Genomic DNA, 19860 nt, shown 5'->3' on the forward strand with positions numbered 1-19860 from the left:
GATGTCCTACCGCCCCACTATCCTCGATCTGTTGCACACCAACGGGGGAGGTCGGCGCGGCGATGGAGAAGCTCGGGCCCGGGGATCCACAGCGAATAGGCGCCTATCGGCTGCTCGCGCGACTCGGCGCGGGCGGCATGGGGCACGTCTATCTCGCGCGATCCGACCGGGGACGTACGGTCGCGGTGAAGCTGGTGCGTGAAGAGCTCGCCGAGCAGGAGGAGTTCAGGAACCGCTTCCGGCAGGAAGTGCAGGCGGCACGGCGGGTCGGCGGCGCGTGGACGGCGCCCGTGCTCGACGCGGACACCGATGCGACGATCCCCTGGCTGGCCACGGGGTATGTCGCGGGGCCCTCCCTCCAGAGCGTCATCTCGCACGACCACGGGCCACTGCCCGAGCGGTCCGTGAAGATACTGGCGGCCGGGCTCGCCAACGCCCTCAAGGACATCCACGCGGCGGGCCTCATCCACCGCGACCTCAAGCCGTCGAACGTACTCGTCACCATCGACGGACCCCGCGTCATCGACTTCGGCATCGCCCGCGCCCTCGAAACGGTGACCGACGGCGGCCTGACCCGCACCGGCGCCCTCGTCGGTTCGCCCGGCTTCATGGCGCCCGAGCAGGTGCGGGGCGACCGGATCACCCCGGCGTGCGATGTGTTCTGCCTGGGTTCCGTCCTCGCGTACGCGGCTACGGGCGCGCTGCCGTTCGGCACGGCCAACAGCGGCGTGCACGCGCTGATGTTCCGTATCGCGCAGGAGGAACCGGACCTGGAGGCGCTGCCGGAGGAGCTGGCCGAACTGGTCGGCGACTGCCTGCGCAAGAACCCCGCGGACCGGCCGACGCTGGAGCAGGTCCTTGAGCGGACGGGCGCGGAGGACACCCTCGGTGACGGAGGGCGGACGCGGGACCCCTGGCTGCCGGGCGCGCTGGTGGCCCAACTGGGGCGTCATGCCGTGCAGTTGCTCGACACGGAGAATCCCGATGAGGGCGGGGGTGGCGCATCCAAGGCGGTCGGAGCGGCCCCCGGTGCGGCGGCAGCCGCCGCCTCTGCTGCCGCCGCTTCCGCTGCTTCCCCCGCTGACGGCGACACCCCGCCGCCGCCCGGTAAGCCTGGCGAGGCGGCCCCCTTGGACCACCTCCCCACGATGATCACCAGCCAGACCCCGCCGCCCACGCCCCCGCCGAGCCAGGCGTACGGCTATCCCCAGCAGCCCCAGCAACACCCTCAGTCGCAGCAACACCCCCAGCAACCGCCGCCGCCCGGCTACGGCTACCCCCAGCAGGGCCCGTACGGCCCCACACCTCCGTACGGCCCCCTCGTCCACCCCCAGGGTCAGCCCCCGCGCCGCAGCGGTCGGTCAACCGCCGCGCTCATCGCGGTGGCCGTCATAGTGGCCATAGGAGCGGGCGGCACGGTGTACGCGGTGATGAAGGGCGACGGCACCACGAAGGCGGGCGACACGAACTCCAAGTCACCGTCCAGCAACGCGCCTTCGACGCCGGGTACGCCGAGCGAGGACGGTTCCTCGGAGCCCGAGACCACGCCCACCTCCCCCGCATCCAAGGAGGAGAACGAGGAGGGCACAATCCCGGACAAGTTCCTCGGCACCTGGAGCGGGTCCATCCAGAACAACCTGGGCCACAACTCCCGGCGCCTGGTCCTCCAGCAGGGCGAGGTCGGCGACACCGTCGTCTCGATCACGGCGGACGGCCCGACCGACACGGGCGGCACGTACCACTGCGTGTTCCAGGGCAAGTTGGAGTCGGCGAGCGGCAACACCCTGCGCATCGGACCTACGGACGTGATCGTCGGGCAGCCCGCGAGCTCCTGCAAGCCGGGACAGGCGAGCACGGTGACGCTGCTCTCGAACGGCAGGCTGCACCGGGAGAACACGGGCACGGACAAGGGGCTGACATACGACAAGGAGGAATGAGCCTGCGGCGGTAGCAGCACGGCCTGAACTCCTCGGATCGCACCTGTAGTTGAACCGGGGGCGAACAGATCCCGTCCGGACGGACAAGGGCCGCCCGGCGGCCGTTCCCGCCGCCTACCGTGCCGCCCATGAACTGGTTGAGCACCGAAAACATCATCGCCGTGCTCGCCATCCTGGTCGGCATCGCCGGCGCGTTCGTCCCCGTACTGCTCGAACGCCGCGTACCGCGCCGCAAGCGCATCGGCTACCGCAAGCAGATGGACACGGCGATAGGCGACAACGTCCGTACGGGCGACGCGAACGCGCGCCTCGGCCTCTTCGACGAGGCCCCCGAGATGTCGGACGCGACACTGGTGCTGCTCCGCGTCGAGAACGACGGCTCGCTGCCGATCGACGTCGCCGACTACACGGGCCGTTCGTCGCACGGCCTGACGGCGGTCTTCGAGAGCCGCACGATCCGCGCGGTGGCGGTGACGCTGCCGCCCGAAGCCGACCATCTGATGGAGCACTTCGCGCCCGGCACGGGTCTCGGCTACGAGTCCGGCAGGCTGCACATCCCGCGCGTACCGCTCAACCGAGGTGAGTACTACAAGCTCCTGGTCCTGCTGACCGGCGGCCCCGTGGACAGCGGCTACACGGTCATCGGCGGCATCCAGGGCGGCGAGACCCACGAGAACCACAGCGCGGCGCCCGACGAGAAGCCTCCGGTGTTCAGCAGGCTCTCGCAGCGGGTGGCCATCGCGCTGAGCCTGGTGATCCTCGGCCTCGCGGGCCTCATCCTGCGCCCCGACACCCAGCCGCCGCCCTCGTACTGCGAGAAGGGCAGCCTCACCTTGACCGGGTCGACCGCGTTCGAGCCGGTGGCCACCGAGCTCGCGGACAAGTACATGAAGGACTGCGAGGGCTCGGAAATCGAGGTGAGCGCGCATGGAAGCCGAGGCGGCATACGGGAGTTGGCCGCGACAGGCGTCGAACCCGGCGAGGGCTCACCGCCGGTGATCGCCTTCTCCGACGGGCCGCGCCCCGGCAGCTACACGCAGCTGAGCGAGACGCGGGTGGCGGTCTCGCTGTTCGCCCTCGTCCTGAACGACAAGGTGCCGGTCAAGAACCTCTCCACGAGGGACGTCCGCCGCCTCTTCACCGGCGAGATCCGCAACTGGAAGGAGCTGCGGGGCGGCCCCGACCTGCCGGTGGTCCTGGTCAGCCGTGGGTCGAGCTCCGGCACGCGGGTCACCCTCCAGCACCGGGTCCTGAAGGGGGAGTCGGAGATGCAGGAGTCGTCGAGCGACTGCCTGACCAAGGACATGAGCGCGTCCGCCCCGGTCGTCCGCTGCGAACTCGACGAGACGGAACAGGTTCTGGACACCGTCGCCGACATCCCGGGCGCGATCGGCTACAGCGAACTCCGCAAGACGACCACCCTCAAGAACACGCACCGCCTGAACCTGAACGGCCACGCACCCTCCATCGACGGCATCCAGTCCAGCGGCTACCCCTACCGCGAGATCGAGTACGCCTACACCTACGGCAGCCCGCCCGCCGACTCCCTGGCGTCGAGCTTCCTCGCGTACGCACTCCGCGGAAACGGCCAGGACGTGATCCGCACCCACGGCCATCTGCCGTGCGAGACGCCGGTGGGGCTGCGGATGTGCGGGGAGGAGTGAGGTCTAGCCCGCAGGGCGGAGGAAGATCCGCCGCCGCGTTGATCCGCGGCGCGACGCGCGCCACGAAGCTTGAGGCATGACCACGACATACGCAGCGCATGACGGGACGGCAGCGACGGAAACCCGACACCGCGTTCCCGTCTGGGCCGAGTGGATCGCGCACGCCATCCCCCTCGTCGTCCTCCCCGTCTGCATCTGGCGGCTGCCCATCGGCTTCGGGTACGGGATGGGCGGGGAGCGTCTCGACCCCGCGTGGTTCAACATCCCCTACGTCCTCGGGCTCAGCATCCTCAGCGAGCTCTTCGCGCACCTCTCCTTCGGACTCGTACGGGGATGGGGCGAGGTCGTGCCCTCGTGGGTGCCGCGGCTCGGTGGGCGGCGCGTTCCGGTCGCCGCCGCCGTCGTGCCCGCGACGATCGGTGGGCTCGCGCTCACCGCCATCGGCGTCGAGTGGATGATCACCGCCATCGGCGAGGGGCCCGGCGCCTGGCCCTACGCCGAGGGCTGGGACGTGCTCGCGATGACCGTCAGCGGCCTGATGAACCTGTGGGGCCCGCTGCTCCTCGTCCTCACCTACGCGTACTACCGCCGCCGTCGCGCGTGACCACGCAGACGGAAGGGGCGCCCCGGCCAGGCCGGGGCGCCCCTTGTGCGTACTGCGACCGCCCTTAGATGAACGAGTTGATCTCGATCGTCTCCGTGCGGCCCGGGCCCACGCCGATCGCGGAGATCGGGGCGCCGGACATCTCCTCCAGGGCCTTCACGTAACCCTGCGCGTTCTTCGGCAGGTCGGAGAAGGTCTGGGCCTTGGTGATGTCCTCGGACCAGCCGGGGAGGTACTCGTAGACGGGCTTCGCGTGGTGGAAGTCGGTCTGGTTGTACGGGAGTTCCTCGACGCGCTTGCCGTCGATCTCGTACGCGACGCAGACCGGGATCTGCTCCCAGCCCGTCAGGACGTCCAGCTTCGTGAGGAAGAAGTCCGTCAGGCCGTTCACACGGGTCGCGTAACGCGCGATCGGCGCGTCGAACCAGCCGCAGCGGCGGTCACGGCCGGTGGTGACACCGCGCTCGCCACCGATGCGGCGCAGGTCCTCGCCGTCCTGGTCGAAGAGCTCCGTCGGGAACGGGCCCGCGCCGACACGCGTGGTGTAGGCCTTCAGGATGCCGATGACGCGGCTGATCTTCGTCGGGCCGACGCCCGTACCCGTGCAGGCGCCGCCCGCGGTCGGGTTCGAGGAGGTGACGAAGGGGTACGTGCCGTGGTCCACGTCCAGGAGCGTGCCCTGACCGCCCTCGAAGAGGACGACCTTGTCCTCGTCCAGCGCGTTGTTCAGGATCAGCGTCGTGTCGGCGACGTACTGCTTGATGTTCTCGCCGTGCTCCAGGAGCTGCTCGACGATCTGGCCGACCTCGATGGCGCGGCGGTTGTAGAGCTTGGTGAGGAGCTGGTTCTTGACCTCGAGCGCCGCCTCGACCTTCTGCTCCAGGATCGACTGGTCGTAGAGGTCCTGGACGCGGATGCCGGTGCGGTTGATCTTGTCGGCGTACGTCGGGCCGATGCCACGGCCGGTCGTGCCGATCTTGCGCTTGCCGAGGAAACGCTCCGTCACCTTGTCGACGGTCACGTTGTACGGCGTGATGATGTGCGCGTTACCGCTGATCAGCAGCTTCGACGTGTCGACGCCGCGCTCGTTCAGACCGCTCAGCTCGGAGAGCAGGACCGACGGGTCGACGACGACTCCATTGCCGATGACAGGCACGCAGTCCGGGGAGAGAATCCCGGAAGGGAGGAGATGCAGCGCGTACTTCTGGTCGCCTACGACGACCGTGTGGCCGGCGTTGTTGCCGCCCTGGTATCGCACTACATAGTCCACGGAGCCACCGAGCAGGTCGGTGGCCTTTCCCTTGCCTTCGTCACCCCACTGAGCACCGAGCAGCACAAGTGCGGGCACAGGCGTACACCCCTTCCGGGCGGGGCATGTCCAAGGTCAGGGGCCGTAGCCGCCATATGGGTGTGCCTTGGATGCTGCCCCGGAATAGACGAAGCCCCTGGCGCAATAGCGCAAGGGGCTCTTGCACAAAGATGCTACCCGAGGACTCAGAAAAGGGGCGCACGTTGTCGGCTCGCGACCAGCTGCTAGTCGTCATCGACCCGGTCGCCCGGCGCACGGACGGTGAGTCGGTACGGATCGCGAAGGATGTGCTCGGCGCGGGTGCGGCCATCCGGATCTGCCTGCCGGAAGGGCCCGAGGACTTCGCGAAAGCCCTGGCCAGGAGGGGTGCGCGGCGTCCTGTGGTGATCGGTGACGACCGGGCGCTGCTGCGTGCCGTCGCGGCGTTGCACCGCGAGCGCGAGCTCGGTTCGTGCGCGGTTTCGGTCGTTCCCGTCGGGGCCGCCCAAGTACTTTCCCGGGCCCTCGGAGTGCCGCTCGGCGCCGTCGCGGCGGCCCGTGCGGTGCTCGAAGGGGCCGAGCGGCGGCTTGATCTGCTCGTGGACGACAGCGACGGTGTGGTGCTCGGGACGCTGCGGATCCCGCCCGTCGTCCCGGCGGGCTCCGGGAGCGCGGCGGCCTCCGGGAGCACGGCGGTGGACGGTCGCCCCTGGCTGCGCACGTGCCAGTCCTTCGTACGCACCCTTGCGCGTCCCGCACGCGTGGCGTCGGCGCCGGGCCCCGCGCCCGCGCGGCTGCGGGTGGAGGCGGACGGGGTGCTCGTGGTGGACCTGGACCAGCCGGTGGAGGGCGTCTGGGTGCGTCCGGGGGCCGATGGTCTCGCGGAGGTCGAGGTGCGGCCGACCTCGGTGGGCGCGGCGGCCGAGGCGCTGCGGGTGCGGGCGCGGACGATCACCGTGTCCGGGGCGGATTTCCGCTACCGGGCGGATGCGGTGGTCGGGGGGCCTGTGCGGACGCGGACGTGGTCGGTGCGGGCCAATGCTTGGGGCTTGATGCTGCCTCGTTGACCGGCCGGGGATCCGGCACCCGGCGGAGGACCCACCGTCCTTCGGGTGCGGCGCCGTTTCCGCCTGGCCGCCGCTTCGCGGCGGATTTTCCCCACCCGCCCACCCATTACCCCGCGGGGCAATCGGGTGGGTGGGCGGGAAGGGTCCGCCGCGGGGCAATCGGGTGGGCGGGAAGGATCCGCCGCGAAGTGGCGGGACAGGTCACTTGCCGAACAAGGTCTCCCTCCGCACTCGCCACCGCTCCAGCATCCCCACGATCTCGTCCTCGACGAACTCGAAGAAGGCGAGCGTCTCCGCCATGCGGCGGCCCGCCGGGGTGTCGGCGCCGAGGCTCGTGACGCCGTCGCGCAGGGCCGACTCCCAGCGCTTGAGGATCCCGTCACGGTTGGCCAGCGCCTCGTACCACTGGTTGCTGTGCACCCGGAAGATGTCCCGTCGGGAGCCCGGCTCGCGCTCTCGGGCCACCATGTGCTGCTGCGTGAGGTAGCGGACCGCGCCCGAGACCGCCGCGGGGCTCACCTGGAGCCGTTCCCCCAGCTCCGCCGATGTCAGCGCGCCCGAGTCCGACGCGAGGAGCGCCGCGAAGATCCGCGCGGGCATCCTCGGCATGCCCGCCTCGACCAGCTGCGCGGCGAACTGCTCCACGAAGCGTGAGACGACCTCGTCGTCACGCCGCGCCTCTCCGTTGGACCCCTCGGACCCCTTGGGCATCTGCCGATCATCTCCCCTGCGTGCCGGTCGCGGTCGAGTTTATACGCTTCCTTAACTTCACAAGTTTGTGAAGTTAGCGTAAGTTCCGAAACATGACGAAGGCAATCACCGTCTCCGGACTGCACAAGTCGTTCGGACGGACGCACGCGCTGGACGGGCTCGACCTCGACGTCGAGACCGGCGAGGTCCACGGCTTCCTCGGCCCCAACGGCTCAGGGAAGTCCACAACCATCCGGGTCCTCCTCGGCCTGCTCCGCGCCGACTCCGGCGCCGCCCAGCTCCTCGGCAAGGACCCGTGGAACGACGCGGTGGAACTGCACCGGCGCGTGGCGTACGTACCGGGTGACGTCACCCTGTGGCGCAACCTCTCCGGCGGCGAGGTCATCGATCTGTACGGGAAGCTGCGCGGCGGCCTCGACCGGGCCCGCCGGGCCGACCTCATCGAGCGGTACGAACTCGACCCGACCAAGAAGGGGCGCACGTACTCCAAGGGCAACCGGCAGAAGGTCGCCCTCGTCGCCGCCTTCGCGTCGGACGTCGACGTCCTGATCCTCGACGAGCCCACGTCCGGGCTCGACCCGCTCATGGAGGAGGTCTTCCAGGCGTGCGTCGGCGAGGAGCGCGACCGGGGCCGGACGATCCTGCTCTCCTCGCACATCCTCAGCGAGGTGGAGACGCTCTGCGACCGCGTGAGCATCATCAGGAAGGGGCAGACCGTCGAGAGCGGATCGCTCGCCGACCTGCGCCATCTGACGCGGACCAGCGTCACCGCCGAGCTTGCGGGGCCGCCGAACGGGCTCGCGCGGCTGCCCGGGGTGCACGACGTCGACGTATCCGGGCAGGGAGAAGGAGTAGCCGGGCATCGCGTCAAGTTGCAGGTCGAGACCGACAAGCTGGACGCGGTGCTGCGCTCGCTGGCCGACTCCGGGATCCGCTCGCTGACCTCCACGCCGCCGACGCTGGAGGAGCTCTTCTTGCGGCACTACCAGGACGATGTGCGGGAGGCCGCGCGATGACTGTCGCCACCGGAGCAGTGGGGTCCACCCCCCGCACCTCCCACTCATCCGCCCAACTCGCCGGAACCGGCGCCCTGTTGAGGCTCGCCCTGCGGCGCGACCGCGTCATGATGCCGGTCTGGGTCATCGTCGTCTCCGGCCTGGTCCTCTCCATGCCGGGCGCCCTGGAGCAGACGTACGGAACGGCCGCCGAGCGGGCCGACGCCATGCGGTCGATGAACGCCAACTCCTCGATGCGGGCGCTGTATTCGCCGGTGTTCGGGGACTCCGTCGGCGCGCTCTCCGCCTGGCGCATCGGCGTCTACGCCGCGATCCTCGCCGCCGTGATGAGCCTGATCATCGTCGTACGGCACACGCGCGAGGAGGAGGAGACGGGCCGCCAGGAGATGCTCTCCGCCGCGATGGTGGGGCGGCGTGCGCCGCTGACCGCCGCGCTGCTCGCCGCGTTCACCGCGAACGCTGCCGTGGGTCTGCTCATCGCCGGCGGGATGGCCGGGCAGGGCTCGGCCGGTGCGCTCGCGCTCGGGCTCGGCATCGCGGGCACCGGGATGCTCTTCGCCACCATGGCGGCGATCGTCGCCCAGCTCACGGAGAGCGCGCGGCTCGCCAAGGGGCTGACGTCCGGGGTGCTCGGCGCCGCGTACGTGCTCAAGGCCGCCGGTGACGCGGGGTCCGAGGGCGGCTCGTCCGTGCTGACCTGGCTCTCACCGCTCGGCTGGGCACAGAACCTCCGCGCCTACGCCGGCGAGCGGTGGTGGGTGCTGCTCCTGATCGCCGCCGCGATCGTCGCGCAGGGGTCTTTCGCGTACGGCCTGGCGGGGCGGCGCGACGTGGGGATGAGTTTTCTGCCGACCCGGCCGGGGCCCGCGAAGGGCGGGATCGCTACGGCGGGCGGGCTCGCGTGGCGGTTGCAGCGGGGGAGCGTGCTGGGCTGGACGCTCGGATTCCTGGCGGCCGGTGTGGTCTTCGGCGGGATGGTGGAGGGGGCGGCGGACATCGTCGGCGACAACGCCAACACCCGGGAGATCATCGAGCGGATGGGCGGCCAGTCCGGCCTCACGGACGCCTTCCTCGCCACGATGGTCGGCCTGCTCGGGATGGTCGCCTCGCTGTACGTCGTCGCTTCGGTGCTGCGGCTGCACGGCGAGGAGACGTCGCAGCGGGCGGAGCCGGTCCTCGCGAACGCGGTGGGGCGGCTGCGGTGGGCCGGGGGCCACCTGGTCATCGCCTTCGGCGGCTCGGTACTGCTGATGCTGGCGGGCGGCCTCGGTCTCTACGCCGGTCACGGGGAGAGCCTGGGGGCGATCCTCGGGGCGTGCCTGGTGCAGGTGGCCGGGGTCTGGGCGCTGGGCGGGTTGGCGGTGCTGTTGGTGGGGGCCTTCCCTCGGGGGGCGGTGGCCGCGTGGGGTGTGGCCGGGGCCTGCCTGGCGCTCGGCTGGATCGGCCCGGCCCTGGACCTCCCGCAGCTGGCACTGGACGCCTCCCCCTTTGGCCACCTCCCAAAGCTGCCGGGCTCCGAGATGAGGTGGGCCCCGGTGGCGACGCTCCTCACCATCGCGGCAACGCTGGCGGCCGGCGGCCTGACGGCACTGCGCCGCAGGGACCTACTTACGTGACCCTGCTGCATGCCGGGGGCCCGGCGGGCCGCGCCCCCGGCATGGACCTGACTACGTGACCCTGCATCCGCCTGCAGCCGAACAGGCCTTTCCCTCCCACCCACCCGATTACTCCGGGGTAACGGGTGGGCGGGTGGGAGAGGCTCGTTCGGGGACGGTCGGATGCGGGGTGTCGGGCGGGTGGGTGGGAAAGGTTCGTTCCGGCACGGTCAGATGCGGGGTGTCGGGCGGGTGGGTGGGGAGGTCCCCGTTCCGCTAGGCCCCCGGCCATGGTGTAGTACCTGCGACGGACCCCCGAGGACCCCTCCCTGGCGGGACGACCCCGGTGGAGGCTGCCCGTACCTTCGTACGTGTGACTGACGCGACCAAGAACGCCCCCAGCAGCAACCGCAGCCCGGAGTTCCGCCTGGCCGTGGGTGCGCTCGGAGGGCTTCGGCAGGACCTCTTCCGGGACGCCTTCGCCTACCGCCCGCTGCAAGCGATGCGTACGGACGGCCCCCTCACCCGGCGCCTCCCCGCCCGCATACGCCAGTACGTCGGCTGGGCCCCGCACGCGGCGGTCGTGACGGCCGCCTTCTTCACCTTCCTCCTCGCGTACGCGGAGGACTCCGGCGGTCTCGACTACGTGCTCACCGGCCTCATCCCGGCCGCCGCCGTCGTGATGACCCTGCTCAGGCCCGTCGGCGCCTGGTGGGTCCTGATCGCGAGCACCCCCTTCTCCGGCGCCGTCGCCGGCAACTGGAACGGCTACCCGTGGACCGCCAGCGTCTTCTTCGCGCACATCACCGTGATGACGGTCATCACACTGCGCACCCGCCCCCGCACCGCCGCGTGGATGTGGGTCGCCACAGCGCTCTACGGCATCGCCGCTGAGGTCTTCCTCAGCCCGGGGTACACCACGAATCTCCCGGAGATGCTCTTCTTCTCCGCGCTCGCCCTCCTCGCCGCCTCCCTCGTGCACATCCGCCGCGAGGCCAAGCACGAGGTCAGCGTCCAGCGGACGGTCACCGAGATGGAGCGCGGCAGGCGCACCCTCCTGGAGGAGCGGACGACGATCGCGCGCGAGCTGCACGACGTGGTCGCGCACCACATGTCGGTGGTCGCCATCCAGGCGGAGGCCGCCCCCTACCGCGTCGAGAACCCGCCGCCCGAGCTGGAGCAGGCGTTCGTCACGATCCGCGAGAACGCCGTGGCCGCCCTGACGGAGCTGCGCCGCGTCCTCGGTGTCGTACGCGCGGAGGACTACGAGGCGCCGGACGCCCCGCAGCCCACGCTCGCCGACCTCGACCGGCTCATCGCGAACGTCCGTGAGACCGGCCTCGACGTCGAGAAGGTCGTCACCGGAGCCGTCCGCGAGCTCCCGCAGGGCGTCGAGCTCTCCGCGTACCGCATCGTCCAGGAGGCGCTGAGCAACACCCTGCGCCACGCACCCGGAGCCACGGCCCGCGTCGAGGTCGGCTATGTGCTGGGAGGTCTTGGGCTGCGCATCGTCAACGGACCCGCGACCGGCCTGGTCAAGCCCTCGCCCGGAGCGGGCCACGGCCTCACCGGCATGCGCGAGCGTGTCACGATGCTGGACGGCGAGATGACGACCGAGGAGACCGCCGACGGCGGGTACGAAGTCACCGTGTTCCTGCCGGTCGCATCCGCATCGGAACCCTCCGGAGGCCAGGAATGACGATCCGCGTACTGATCGCCGACGACCAGATGATGGTCCGCGAGGGCTTCTCCGTCCTGCTCAACGCGATGCCCGACTTCGAGGTCGTGGGCGAGGCCGTCAACGGCCGTGAGGCGGTCGACCGCGTCCGCGAGCTCGCCCCGGACGTCGTCCTGATGGACATCCGCATGCCCGTCCTGAACGGCATCGAGGCGACCCGCGAGATCGTCGCGGCCGACGTGACGTCGAAGGTCCTCGTCCTCACCACCTTCGACCTCGACGAGTACGTCTACCAGGCGCTGCGGGCCGGTGCCTCCGGCTTCCTCCTCAAGGACGCCTCCGCGCGCCAACTCGCCGACGGCGTGAGGGTGGTGGCTGCCGGCGAAGCCCTCCTCGCGCCTTCCGTCACGCGCCGCCTCATCACCGAGTTCTCCAAGCTCGGCGAGACACCGCGCCTCTCGGCGACGGTGCAGGCGCAGCAGTACGGCGAGCTCACCGAGCGCGAGACGGAGGTGCTCGTCCTCATCGCCCAGGGCCTTTCCAACGGAGAGATCGCCTCGCGCCTCGTGGTCGCCGAGTCCACGATCAAGACCCACGTGAGCCGCATCCTGGTGAAACTGGGCCTGCGGGACCGCACGCAGGCGGCGGTCTTCGCGTACGAGGCCCGGCTGGTCACGCCGGGCTGACGGCCACTATCCACGCCGGGGCGCACCCGACTACCGTCCCTCCATGGACGCCCCCCTCGCCGAATTCGCCCCCTGGTCAGCGGAGTTCATCGCCGACCCCTACCCGGCCTACGCGCAGCTGCGGGACGCCGGGCGGGTCCACTATTTCGAAGCCACCGATCAGTGGCTCGTCCCGCATCACGCGGACGTCTCCGCGCTGTTGCGGGACCGGCGGCTCGGGCGGACCTATCTGCACCGGTTCACGCACGAGGAGTTCGGGCGGCAGGCCCCGCCGCCCGAGCACGAGCCGTTCCACGTCCTGAACGACAACGGCATGCTCGACCTGGAGGCGCCCACCCACACCCGCATCCGGCGCCTGGTGTCGAAGGCGTTCACGCCGCGCACCGTCGAGCAACTCCGGCCGTACGTCGAGCAGTTGGCCGACCAGCTTGTACGGGAGCTGGTGGCGGACGGGGGCGGTGACCTCGCCGCCCGCGTCGCCGAGCCGCTGCCGGTGGCCGTCATCGCGCAGATGCTGGGCATCCCGGAGGCCGACCGGGCCCAGCTGCGGCCCTGGTCGGCCGACATCTGCGGAATGTACGAGCTGAATCCGCCCGAGGAGACCGCGGCGCGCGCGGTCACGGCCTCGCTCGAATTCTCCGCGTACCTGCGCGAACTCATCGCCGCGCGCCGCGAGAAGCCGGGCGACGATCTGATCTCGGGGCTCATCGCCGCGTACGAGGAAGGGGAGTCCCTCAGCGAGCAGGAGATGATCTCCACCTGCGTGCTGCTGCTCAACGCGGGGCACGAAGCGACGGTCAACGCCACCGTCAACGGCTGGTACGCGCTCTTCCGCAACCCCTCACAACTGGCCGCCCTGCGCGCGGATCCGGGGCGTCTCATCCCCACCGCGGTCGAGGAGTTGATGCGGTACGACACCCCGCTCCAGCTCTTCGAGCGGTGGGTCCTCGACGACGTCGATATCGACGGCACCGTGATCCCGCGTGGCAGCGAGGTCGCCCTCCTCTTCGGCTCGGCGAACCACGACCCCGCGGTGTTCACCGCCCCCGCCGAACTGGACCTGACCCGCGCCGAGAACCCGCACATCTCCTTCAGCGCGGGCATCCACTACTGCATCGGCGCACCCCTGGCCCGCATCGAACTGGCCGCTTCACTCGGCGCGTTGCTCCGCCGGGCCCCCGGTCTCACGCTCGCCGCCGAGCCCGAACGGAAGCCGAACTTCGTGATCCGGGGGCTAAGGGAACTTCGGGTGGAAACCTGAGTCCCGCGGCCCCGCCTCAGAACGCCAGCTGCGCGATCTCCTCCGCCACCACCGCGCAGGCGTCCGCCGCCGGGTCGATCAGCGGGAAGTGCCCGACCTCTTCGAGAAGGGTCACGCCGACCACTTCGCCCGCCTTCGCCGCCGCGTCGGCGTACGCCTCGGCCACCGCCTGCGGCACGACGATGTCGGTACGCCCCTGGACGACGGTCGTGGCGATGCCGGTCGGCAGCAGGGCCGCCGGGTCCGCGTGCGGGAGCCGCTCCTCGAACTGCGCGTCGCCGCCGAGGAGTTGCACGGGCGCGTCCGAGCAGACGCCGAGCTCTCGCGCCACGCGGAAGTCGGCGATGGGCGCGAGGGCGACGACACCCCGGAAGGGGGCGGGCCGATCGGTGCGCCAGGGTGAACCGGTGGGCAGCACATGCCGGGCGGCGGCCCAGAGAGCGAGGTGGCCGCCGGCCGAGTGGCCGGTGACGACGGTGCGGCGGAGGTCGGCCGACGGCAGGTGCCGCGCCGCGAGCGCGGGCAGCGCGTCGAAGGCGGCGGCCACGTCGTCGAAGGTCTCGGGCCAGCGGCCCGCGACGGGCCCCTCCCCCTGGGCGGGGATGGAACTGCCGCGCCGGTACTCGACGTTGGCCACCGCGAAGCCCCGTCTGGCCAGGAAGTCCGCGAAGGGCGTGAGGTGCTGCCGGTCGTACGGGGCGCGCCAGGCGCCGCCGTGCAGGGCGACGACGAGGGGGGCGGGGGCGCCCGTGGCGGTCCGGGGCTCGTAGAAGTCGACCACCTGGTCGGGGTGCTCGCCGTACGCGGCGGTGGCGTCGGGCGTCACCGCGGGGTGCGACAAGGCGGCCTCGGCCTCGGCGGCATCGCGGGCCACGGCGGCGGCGTCGTCCGGCATGGCGTCGTCCGGCATTGCGACAACCTCTCTGCGGGGAGTGGAGCTGCTGCGGGTGGGTGCTCGTTTGATCTTCCCCTACCCCGCCCCTGCCCGAGAACGGCTCCGCCCCCCAAACGCCGGACGGGCTGAACCCGAGCCCGTCCGGCGTCCGAGCGGCGGGGCGGGGTCACTCACCCAGCGTCCGCGCCAGCACCTCCGCCGCCCGCTCCACATCGGCGAAGCCGACGTACAACGGCGTGAAGCCGAACCGGAGCACGTCCGGCGCCCGGAAGTCGCCGACCACACCCTGCTCGACGAGGCGCCTCATCACGTCACCGGCGTCGTCACACCTCAAGGCGACCTGGCTGCCGCGCTCCTCATGGGCGGCCGGGGTAAGCACCTCGACCCGCCCCTCGGGGACGTAGGCCGCCACGCACTCGACGAAGAAGTCCGTCAGGGCGAGGGACTTGGCCCGTACGGACTCGATGGACACCCCGTCCCAGACGTCGAGGGCCGCGTCGAGCGCCAGCATCGACAAGATGTCGGGCGTACCGACCCGCCCCCGCAGGGCACCCTCCGCCGCCTCGAACTCCGGCCGCATCCCGAAGGGCTCCGCGTGCGAGTTCCAGCCGGGCAGCGGGGAGTCGAAGCGGGGCTGCAGATCCGCCCGTACGTAGATGTAGGCAGGTGAGCCCGGCCCCCCGTTCAGGTACTTGTAGGTGCACCCGACCGCGAGGTCCACGCCGTGCGCGTCCAGCCCGACGGGCAGTGCGCCCGCGGTGTGGCACAGGTCCCATACCACCAGCGCGCCCGCGTCGTGCACGGCCGCCGTCAGGCCGGGCAGGTCGTGCAGGCGTCCGGTGCGGTAGTCGGCGTGGTTGAGCAGGACGACTGCTGTGCGCGGGCCGAGGACGTCGCGCACCTCGCCTGGGGCGACCGGCACCAGAGTGCAGCCCGTCATCCGTGCCGCGGACTGGGCGATGTACCCGTCCGTGGGGAAGGTCGTCGCGTCAACGACGATCTCGTCCCGCCCCTCGCCCGAGTCACGGACCATGCGTACGGCGGCGACCAGGGCCTTGAAGACGTTCACGCTCGTGGAGTCGCCGACCACTATCTGGCCGGGGGCGGCCCCCACGAGCGGGGCTATGCGGTCGCCGATGCGCTCGGGGGCGGTCCACCAGCCGCTCTCGTCCCAGGAGCGGATGCGGAGCTTGCCCCACTGCCGGGATATGACGTCTGCGACCCGCTCCGGCACGTGTGCCGGCAAGGCTCCCAGGGAGTTCCCGTCCAGGTAGACGGTGTCGTCCAGGACGAACTCCTCGCGCTTCGCGCTGAGTTCGTCCTCGCCGTCCCTCTTTGCCGCTTGCGCCTTGAGGTCGGCCTCAGACATGGCTCCTCGCAGTCCACAGCTCGGGGAACACGTTCTTCGTCGCGCGCTTCTCCAGCCAGGCCACGCCGGCCGAGCCGCCCGTGCCCGTCTTGGAGCCCATCGCGCGCCGGGTCGCCACCAGGTGGTCGTTGCGCCAGCGCCACACCAGCTCGGCGACGTCCGTCAACACCTCGCCGAGGCGGGCCAGTTCATCGCTCTCGTCACCGGCGTAGAGGTCGGTCCACACCTTCTCGACCTCGGGCGAAGGCTCGTACCTCTGCGTCAGGTCGCGCTGAAGCACGGCGGCCGGGACGGCGTGGCCGCGGCGGGCGAGCAGGGCGAGGACCTCGTCGTACAGGCTCGGCTCCTGGAGCGCCTTCTCCAGCTCCGCGTGGACGCGCGGCGCGCCCCGGTGCGGCACCAGCATGGACGCGGACTTGTCGCCGAGCAGGAACTCCATGCGGCGGTACATCGCGGACTGGAATCCGGACCCCTCGCCGAGCGCGCCGCGGTAGGAGTTGAACTGCCCGGGGGTCAGCTGGGCGAGCGGGCGCCATGAGGCGTTCAGCGCCTCCAGCTCGCGGAGGCTGCGCTTGAGGGCGGCCACGGCGGTCGGGATGTCGTCGCGGCGCAGGGCGTGCGACGCGGTCTCCCACTCGTGCACGATGACCGTGAACCACAGCTCCATCACCTGGGTGGTGACCAGGAAGACCATCTCTCCGGGGTCGTCCGAGCGCAGGTGCTGGAGGTGCGTGAGGACGTCCGCCTGGACGTAGTCCTCGTAAGGGGTGGTTCCTGCGAAGTCGAGGTTCGGGGTGTCCGCCTCTTGGGACATCGCGATCTCCTTGATACGTACTCCGGGTAGCGGTCCGCCCCTGCCGTTACCGACACGGGGGCCCCGGTCCCCACCGGCATCCTCCGCAACATCCCACAAAACGGCAAGACCTGCCTGGTCACAGCGGCGTCCAGGCAGGTCAGGTACGTATCGGGTACGTATGCGGGGGCTAGCCCAGCGTCTGGGCCGCCGTCTCGGAGGAGTCCCGCAGGAAGCCGGCGCAGCGCTCGTACTCCTCCTGCTCGCCGATCGACTGCGCGGCGCGCGCGAGGCCGTGCAGGGCCCGCAGGAAGCCGCGGTTCGGCTCGTGCTCCCACGGCACGGGGCCGTGGCCCTTCCAGCCGCTGCGGCGCAGCGCGTCGAGGCCGCGGTGGTAGCCGGTGCGGGCGTACGCGTACGACTCGACGACGCTGCCCCGCTCGAACGCCTCGTCGGCGAGCTGCGCCCAGGCGAGCGAGGAGGTGGGGTACTTCGCGGCGACGTCGGCGGGCGCCGCGCCGTTCGCGAGGAGCTCGCGCGGCTCCGGGTCGTCGGGCAGGTGGGTCGGGGGCGGTCCCCCGAGCAGATCCTTGTGAATGGCCATGGGTTCCAGTCTGCTCCATACGCGTACGGGCCCGGCACCCAGGGAAGGGGTGCCGGGCCCGTACGGACGCCGTGGTGACTACTTCAGCTTCGTGCCCGAGGAGCGCAGGTTCGCGCACGCCTCGGTGACGCGCTTGGCCATGCCGGCCTCGGCGGCCTTGCCCCAGGTGCGGGGGTCGTACGTCTTCTTCGAGCCGACCTCGCCGTCGACCTTCAGGACGCCGTCGTAGTTCTTGAACATGTGGTCCGCGACGGGACGCGTGAAGGCGTACTGCGTGTCCGTGTCGAGGTTCATCTTCACGACGCCGTTCTCCAGGGCGGTCGCGATCTCCTCGGCGGTCGAGCCGGAGCCGCCGTGGAAGACGAAGTCGAACGGCTGCGAGCCCGCGGCCTTGCCGTGCTTGGCGGCGACGCCCTCCTGGAGGTCCTTGAGGAGCTCGGGGCGCAGGACGACGTTGCCCGGCTTGTAGACGCCGTGGACGTTGCCGAAGGACGCGGCGAGGAGGTAGCGGCCCTTCTCACCGAGGCCGAGCGCCTCAGCCGTACGCAGCGCGTCGTCGACGGTCGTGTAGAGCTCGTCGTTGATCTCGTGCGTGACGCCGTCCTCCTCGCCACCGGTCGGGGTGATCTCCACCTCAAGGATGATCTTCGCGGCGGCGGCCTTCGCGAGCAGCTCCTGGCCGATGGCCAGGTTGTCGGCGAGGGTCTCGGCGGAGCCGTCCCACATGTGCGACTGGAAGAGCGGGTTACGGCCGGCCTTGACGCGCTCGGCGGAGACGTCGAGCAGCGGACGGACGTAGGTGTCCAGCTTGTCCTTGGGGCAGTGGTCGGTGTGAAGGGCGACGGTGATGTCGTACTTCGCGGCGACGATGTGCGCGAACTCGGCGAGGGCCACGGCGCCCGTCACCATGTCCTTGTTGTGCTGGCCGCCCAGGAACTCCGCACCACCGGTGGAGATCTGGATGATGCCGTCGCTCTCGGCCTCCGCGAAGCCGCGCAGTGCGGCGTGCAGCGTCTGCGAGGAGGTCACGTTGATGGCCGGGTAGGCGAACTTGCCTGCCTTCGCCCGGTCCAGCATCTCGGCGTAGACCTCGGGGGTTGCGATGGGCATGTGTCCGCTCCTTGTGATGTGCGGGTGTGTGCTTGGCCCTGACCTAAGGGGGCGACGTCATCGTCGCCCCCATCTTTCCAGATCTGCCGGGCGGCTCGGCCCGGACGCAGATCCTCAGCCGCCGGACCTCAGTCGCTGAGGCCGAGGTCGTCCTTGGAGTACGCGAAGAGGTACGGCACCCCGGCGCCCTCGGTGATCTTCTCGCCCGCCCCGGTGGCCCGGTCCACGATGGTCGCGACGCCGACGACCTCGGCACCGGCCTCGCGCACGGCCTCGACGGCGGTGAGCGGGGAGCCACCGGTGGTGGAGGTGTCCTCGACGACGAGTACGCGGCGCCCCTTGATGTCCGGGCCCTCGACGCGGCGCTGCATGCCGTGCGCCTTGGCGGCCTTGCGCACGACGAAGGCGTCCAGGCGCTTACCGCGCGCCGCGGAGGCGTGCAGCATCGCGCCGGCGACAGGGTCGGCGCCCATGGTGAGGCCGCCCACGGCGTCGAAGTCGAGGTCGGCGGTGAGGTCGAGGAGGACCTGGCCGACCAGGGGGGCGGCCTCGCCGTCGAGGGTGATGCGGCGCAGGTCGATGTAGTAGTCGGCTTCGAGACCCGAGGAGAGGGTCACCTTGCCGTGCACCACGGCCTTGTCCTTGATCTGCTGCAGCAGGGCGCCACGTACGTCGTCAGTCATGCCTGTCAGCTTAAAGCCGCGTCCAGGTCCAGGTCGTCGCCGTCTCCAGGGGCTCGATGGGGGTGACGAGGCGAGGCAGGGTGTTGAGCCCGTTCGGCGGCCCGGTCTGCGGCTCGACGCAGACGGCGGCTTCCTGCTCGTCGTAGACGACGACCCACTGCTCACGGCTCTTCACCGTGAGCGCGAGCCGTTCGGGCCAGGTCAGGGTGACGTCGACGCCGTCGGGCATGCCGAAGCAGTCGTCCCAGGGGCCGGGGGTGGGGGCGATGCGGTTGCCGGTGGGGAGGTGGTCGTCGCCGCGCTCCTCCTGCCAGGCGGGTTCGAAGCCGATGCGCACGTCTTCGCCGCCCTCGCCCAGGCTGCGGTTGAACCACGGGTGCCAGCCCGCCTGGGCGGGGAAGGAGTCGCCGTACGTCTCGATGCCGAGGGTGAGGGTGAGGGAGTCCTCGGTGAGCTCGACGATCTGCGTGACGCGGCCTTCGTAGGGCCAGGGGTCGGTGAGGTCGTACGTGAACGCGGCCTCGCTCTTGCCCGCGCGGGCGGTGCGCCATGCGGCGTCCCTCGCGAAGCCGTGGATGGCGTGGGGCGGGGAGTTCAGGGGCATCTGGTGGGTCGTGCCGCCGTTGCGGAACTTGCCTTCGCGGATGCGGCCGGCCCAGGGGGCCATGGGGAAGCAGCCGTAGCGTGGGCCTTGCCTCAGCAGTTCGGTCCCGCCGATCTTGAGGCTGCCCACCCGGCAGCCGTTCCCCGCCTGCACGGTAACTTCCGCGTCGCCCGCGGCCAGTGTCACGTCTTCGTTGCTCACGGGTCGACCCTACGGGCAGGAAAGTTCCCCAACCCCGCCCCTTCCCGAAAACCCGCTCTGGCGCGGGGGCCTGGGTGGCCGTCATCACCGGCTT

18 protein-coding genes are annotated in these 19860 nt (G+C 71.0%); 9 read left to right on the forward strand and 9 right to left on the reverse strand.

The window, feature by feature from the left end:
• Positions 1 to 62: 62 nt before the first annotated feature.
• From ACWGI2_RS25895 to ACWGI2_RS25905, 3 genes are all read left to right on the forward strand, one after another.
• Positions 63 to 1937 carry a serine/threonine-protein kinase gene (locus tag ACWGI2_RS25895; protein ID WP_453697904.1) on the forward strand — a complete coding sequence of 625 codons (1875 nt, stop codon included), beginning with the start codon at positions 63 to 65 and terminating at the stop codon, positions 1935 to 1937.
• A gap of 128 nt (positions 1938 to 2065) precedes the next feature.
• Entirely contained in the window at positions 2066 to 3601 is a 1536-nt protein-coding gene (locus ACWGI2_RS25900; RefSeq protein ID WP_453396947.1) for a substrate-binding domain-containing protein, read from the forward strand.
• A gap of 76 nt (positions 3602 to 3677) precedes the next feature.
• Complete coding sequence (locus ACWGI2_RS25905) at positions 3678 to 4205, forward strand: hypothetical protein (RefSeq protein WP_453697906.1); 528 nt, start codon at positions 3678 to 3680, stop codon at positions 4203 to 4205.
• 64 nt (positions 4206 to 4269) lie between these two features.
• Here the strand turns inward: ACWGI2_RS25905 and ACWGI2_RS25910 are convergent, their stop codons facing one another.
• Positions 4270 to 5553, reverse strand: a complete 1284-nt coding sequence (locus ACWGI2_RS25910) for an adenylosuccinate synthase (protein WP_249588735.1) — start codon at positions 5551 to 5553, stop codon at positions 4270 to 4272.
• 131 nt (positions 5554 to 5684) lie between these two features.
• On the opposite strand from ACWGI2_RS25910, the gene ACWGI2_RS25915 reads away from it, so the two are divergent.
• Positions 5685 to 6560, forward strand: a complete 876-nt coding sequence (locus ACWGI2_RS25915; protein WP_453697908.1) for a diacylglycerol kinase family protein — start codon at positions 5685 to 5687, stop codon at positions 6558 to 6560.
• Positions 6561 to 6761: 201 nt separating this feature from the next.
• On the opposite strand, the gene ACWGI2_RS25920 is transcribed toward ACWGI2_RS25915, so the two are convergent.
• On the reverse strand, positions 6762 to 7271 hold the full coding sequence (locus tag ACWGI2_RS25920) for a GbsR/MarR family transcriptional regulator (RefSeq protein WP_453697910.1): 510 nt from the start codon (positions 7269 to 7271) through the stop codon (positions 6762 to 6764).
• 92 nt (positions 7272 to 7363) lie between these two features.
• Here ACWGI2_RS25920 and ACWGI2_RS25925 point away from each other — a divergent pair, with 92 nt between their 5' ends.
• The 5 genes from ACWGI2_RS25925 (at position 7364) to ACWGI2_RS25945 (ending at position 13507) form a co-directional block, all read left to right on the forward strand.
• The gene (locus ACWGI2_RS25925) at positions 7364 to 8287 is read left to right on the forward strand and encodes an ATP-binding cassette domain-containing protein (RefSeq protein ID WP_453396942.1); all 924 of its coding nucleotides are present in this window, start codon (positions 7364 to 7366) and stop codon (positions 8285 to 8287) included.
• Positions 8284 to 9903, forward strand: a complete 1620-nt coding sequence (locus ACWGI2_RS25930) for an ABC transporter permease (RefSeq protein ID WP_453697912.1) — start codon at positions 8284 to 8286, stop codon at positions 9901 to 9903. Before ACWGI2_RS25925 ends, ACWGI2_RS25930 begins: the two co-directional genes overlap by 4 nt.
• 352 nt (positions 9904 to 10255) lie before the next feature.
• Positions 10256 to 11581 carry a sensor histidine kinase gene (locus ACWGI2_RS25935; RefSeq protein ID WP_453697913.1) on the forward strand — a complete coding sequence of 442 codons (1326 nt, stop codon included), beginning with the start codon at positions 10256 to 10258 and terminating at the stop codon, positions 11579 to 11581.
• Positions 11578 to 12246, forward strand: coding sequence for a response regulator (locus ACWGI2_RS25940; protein WP_453396939.1), 669 nt, complete (start codon positions 11578 to 11580; stop codon positions 12244 to 12246). The genes ACWGI2_RS25935 and ACWGI2_RS25940 overlap by 4 nt, the downstream gene beginning before the upstream one ends.
• 43 nt (positions 12247 to 12289) lie before the next feature.
• Positions 12290 to 13507: a cytochrome P450 gene (locus ACWGI2_RS25945; protein ID WP_453697915.1), complete on the forward strand. Its 1218-nt coding sequence runs from the start codon at positions 12290 to 12292 to the stop codon at positions 13505 to 13507.
• A gap of 16 nt (positions 13508 to 13523) precedes the next feature.
• Here ACWGI2_RS25945 and ACWGI2_RS25950 read toward each other — a convergent pair whose 3' ends face one another.
• The 7 genes from ACWGI2_RS25950 to ACWGI2_RS25980 form a co-directional block, all read right to left on the reverse strand.
• Positions 13524 to 14417: an alpha/beta hydrolase gene (locus ACWGI2_RS25950; RefSeq protein WP_453697917.1), complete on the reverse strand. Its 894-nt coding sequence runs from the start codon at positions 14415 to 14417 to the stop codon at positions 13524 to 13526.
• 151 nt (positions 14418 to 14568) lie between these two features.
• Positions 14569 to 15771, reverse strand: coding sequence for a kynureninase (gene kynU, locus ACWGI2_RS25955; protein ID WP_453697918.1), 1203 nt, complete (start codon positions 15769 to 15771; stop codon positions 14569 to 14571).
• Positions 15764 to 16585 carry a tryptophan 2,3-dioxygenase family protein gene (locus tag ACWGI2_RS25960; protein WP_453697919.1) on the reverse strand — a complete coding sequence of 274 codons (822 nt, stop codon included), beginning with the start codon at positions 16583 to 16585 and terminating at the stop codon, positions 15764 to 15766. Before ACWGI2_RS25960 ends, kynU begins: the two co-directional genes overlap by 8 nt.
• A 169-nt stretch (positions 16586 to 16754) precedes the next feature.
• The gene (locus ACWGI2_RS25965) at positions 16755 to 17168 is read right to left on the reverse strand and encodes a DUF3151 domain-containing protein (protein WP_453396934.1); all 414 of its coding nucleotides are present in this window, start codon (positions 17166 to 17168) and stop codon (positions 16755 to 16757) included.
• A gap of 78 nt (positions 17169 to 17246) precedes the next feature.
• Positions 17247 to 18278, reverse strand: a complete 1032-nt coding sequence (gene fbaA, locus ACWGI2_RS25970) for a class II fructose-bisphosphate aldolase (protein WP_160506240.1) — start codon at positions 18276 to 18278, stop codon at positions 17247 to 17249.
• Positions 18279 to 18406: 128 nt separating this feature from the next.
• On the reverse strand, positions 18407 to 18961 hold the full coding sequence (pyrE, locus tag ACWGI2_RS25975) for an orotate phosphoribosyltransferase (RefSeq protein ID WP_249588748.1): 555 nt from the start codon (positions 18959 to 18961) through the stop codon (positions 18407 to 18409).
• A gap of 10 nt (positions 18962 to 18971) precedes the next feature.
• Positions 18972 to 19766, reverse strand: coding sequence for an aldose epimerase family protein (locus tag ACWGI2_RS25980; protein WP_453697921.1), 795 nt, complete (start codon positions 19764 to 19766; stop codon positions 18972 to 18974).
• Positions 19767 to 19860: the final 94 nt, after the last annotated feature.

This window comes from Streptomyces sp. NPDC054866 (assembly GCF_053610745.1).

Coding starts and splice junctions, on each gene's coding strand:
- ACWGI2_RS25940 (WP_453396939.1), top strand. CDS start 11,578: ATGACGATCCGCGTACTGATCGCCGACGACCAGATGATGGTCCGCGAG.
- ACWGI2_RS25920 (WP_453697910.1), bottom strand. CDS start 7,271: ATGCCCAAGGGGTCCGAGGGGTCCAACGGAGAGGCGCGGCGTGACGAC.
- ACWGI2_RS25945 (WP_453697915.1), top strand. CDS start 12,290: ATGGACGCCCCCCTCGCCGAATTCGCCCCCTGGTCAGCGGAGTTCATC.
- ACWGI2_RS25895 (WP_453697904.1), top strand. CDS start 63: ATGGAGAAGCTCGGGCCCGGGGATCCACAGCGAATAGGCGCCTATCGG.
- ACWGI2_RS25915 (WP_453697908.1), top strand. CDS start 5,685: ATGCTACCCGAGGACTCAGAAAAGGGGCGCACGTTGTCGGCTCGCGAC.
- ACWGI2_RS25905 (WP_453697906.1), top strand. CDS start 3,678: ATGACCACGACATACGCAGCGCATGACGGGACGGCAGCGACGGAAACC.
- ACWGI2_RS25965 (WP_453396934.1), bottom strand. CDS start 17,168: ATGGCCATTCACAAGGATCTGCTCGGGGGACCGCCCCCGACCCACCTG.
- ACWGI2_RS25960 (WP_453697919.1), bottom strand. CDS start 16,585: ATGTCCCAAGAGGCGGACACCCCGAACCTCGACTTCGCAGGAACCACC.
- ACWGI2_RS25950 (WP_453697917.1), bottom strand. CDS start 14,417: ATGCCGGACGACGCCATGCCGGACGACGCCGCCGCCGTGGCCCGCGAT.
- ACWGI2_RS25900 (WP_453396947.1), top strand. CDS start 2,066: ATGAACTGGTTGAGCACCGAAAACATCATCGCCGTGCTCGCCATCCTG.
- pyrE (WP_249588748.1), bottom strand. CDS start 18,961: ATGACTGACGACGTACGTGGCGCCCTGCTGCAGCAGATCAAGGACAAG.
- ACWGI2_RS25925 (WP_453396942.1), top strand. CDS start 7,364: ATGACGAAGGCAATCACCGTCTCCGGACTGCACAAGTCGTTCGGACGG.
- ACWGI2_RS25930 (WP_453697912.1), top strand. CDS start 8,284: ATGACTGTCGCCACCGGAGCAGTGGGGTCCACCCCCCGCACCTCCCAC.
- kynU (WP_453697918.1), bottom strand. CDS start 15,771: ATGTCTGAGGCCGACCTCAAGGCGCAAGCGGCAAAGAGGGACGGCGAG.
- fbaA (WP_160506240.1), bottom strand. CDS start 18,278: ATGCCCATCGCAACCCCCGAGGTCTACGCCGAGATGCTGGACCGGGCG.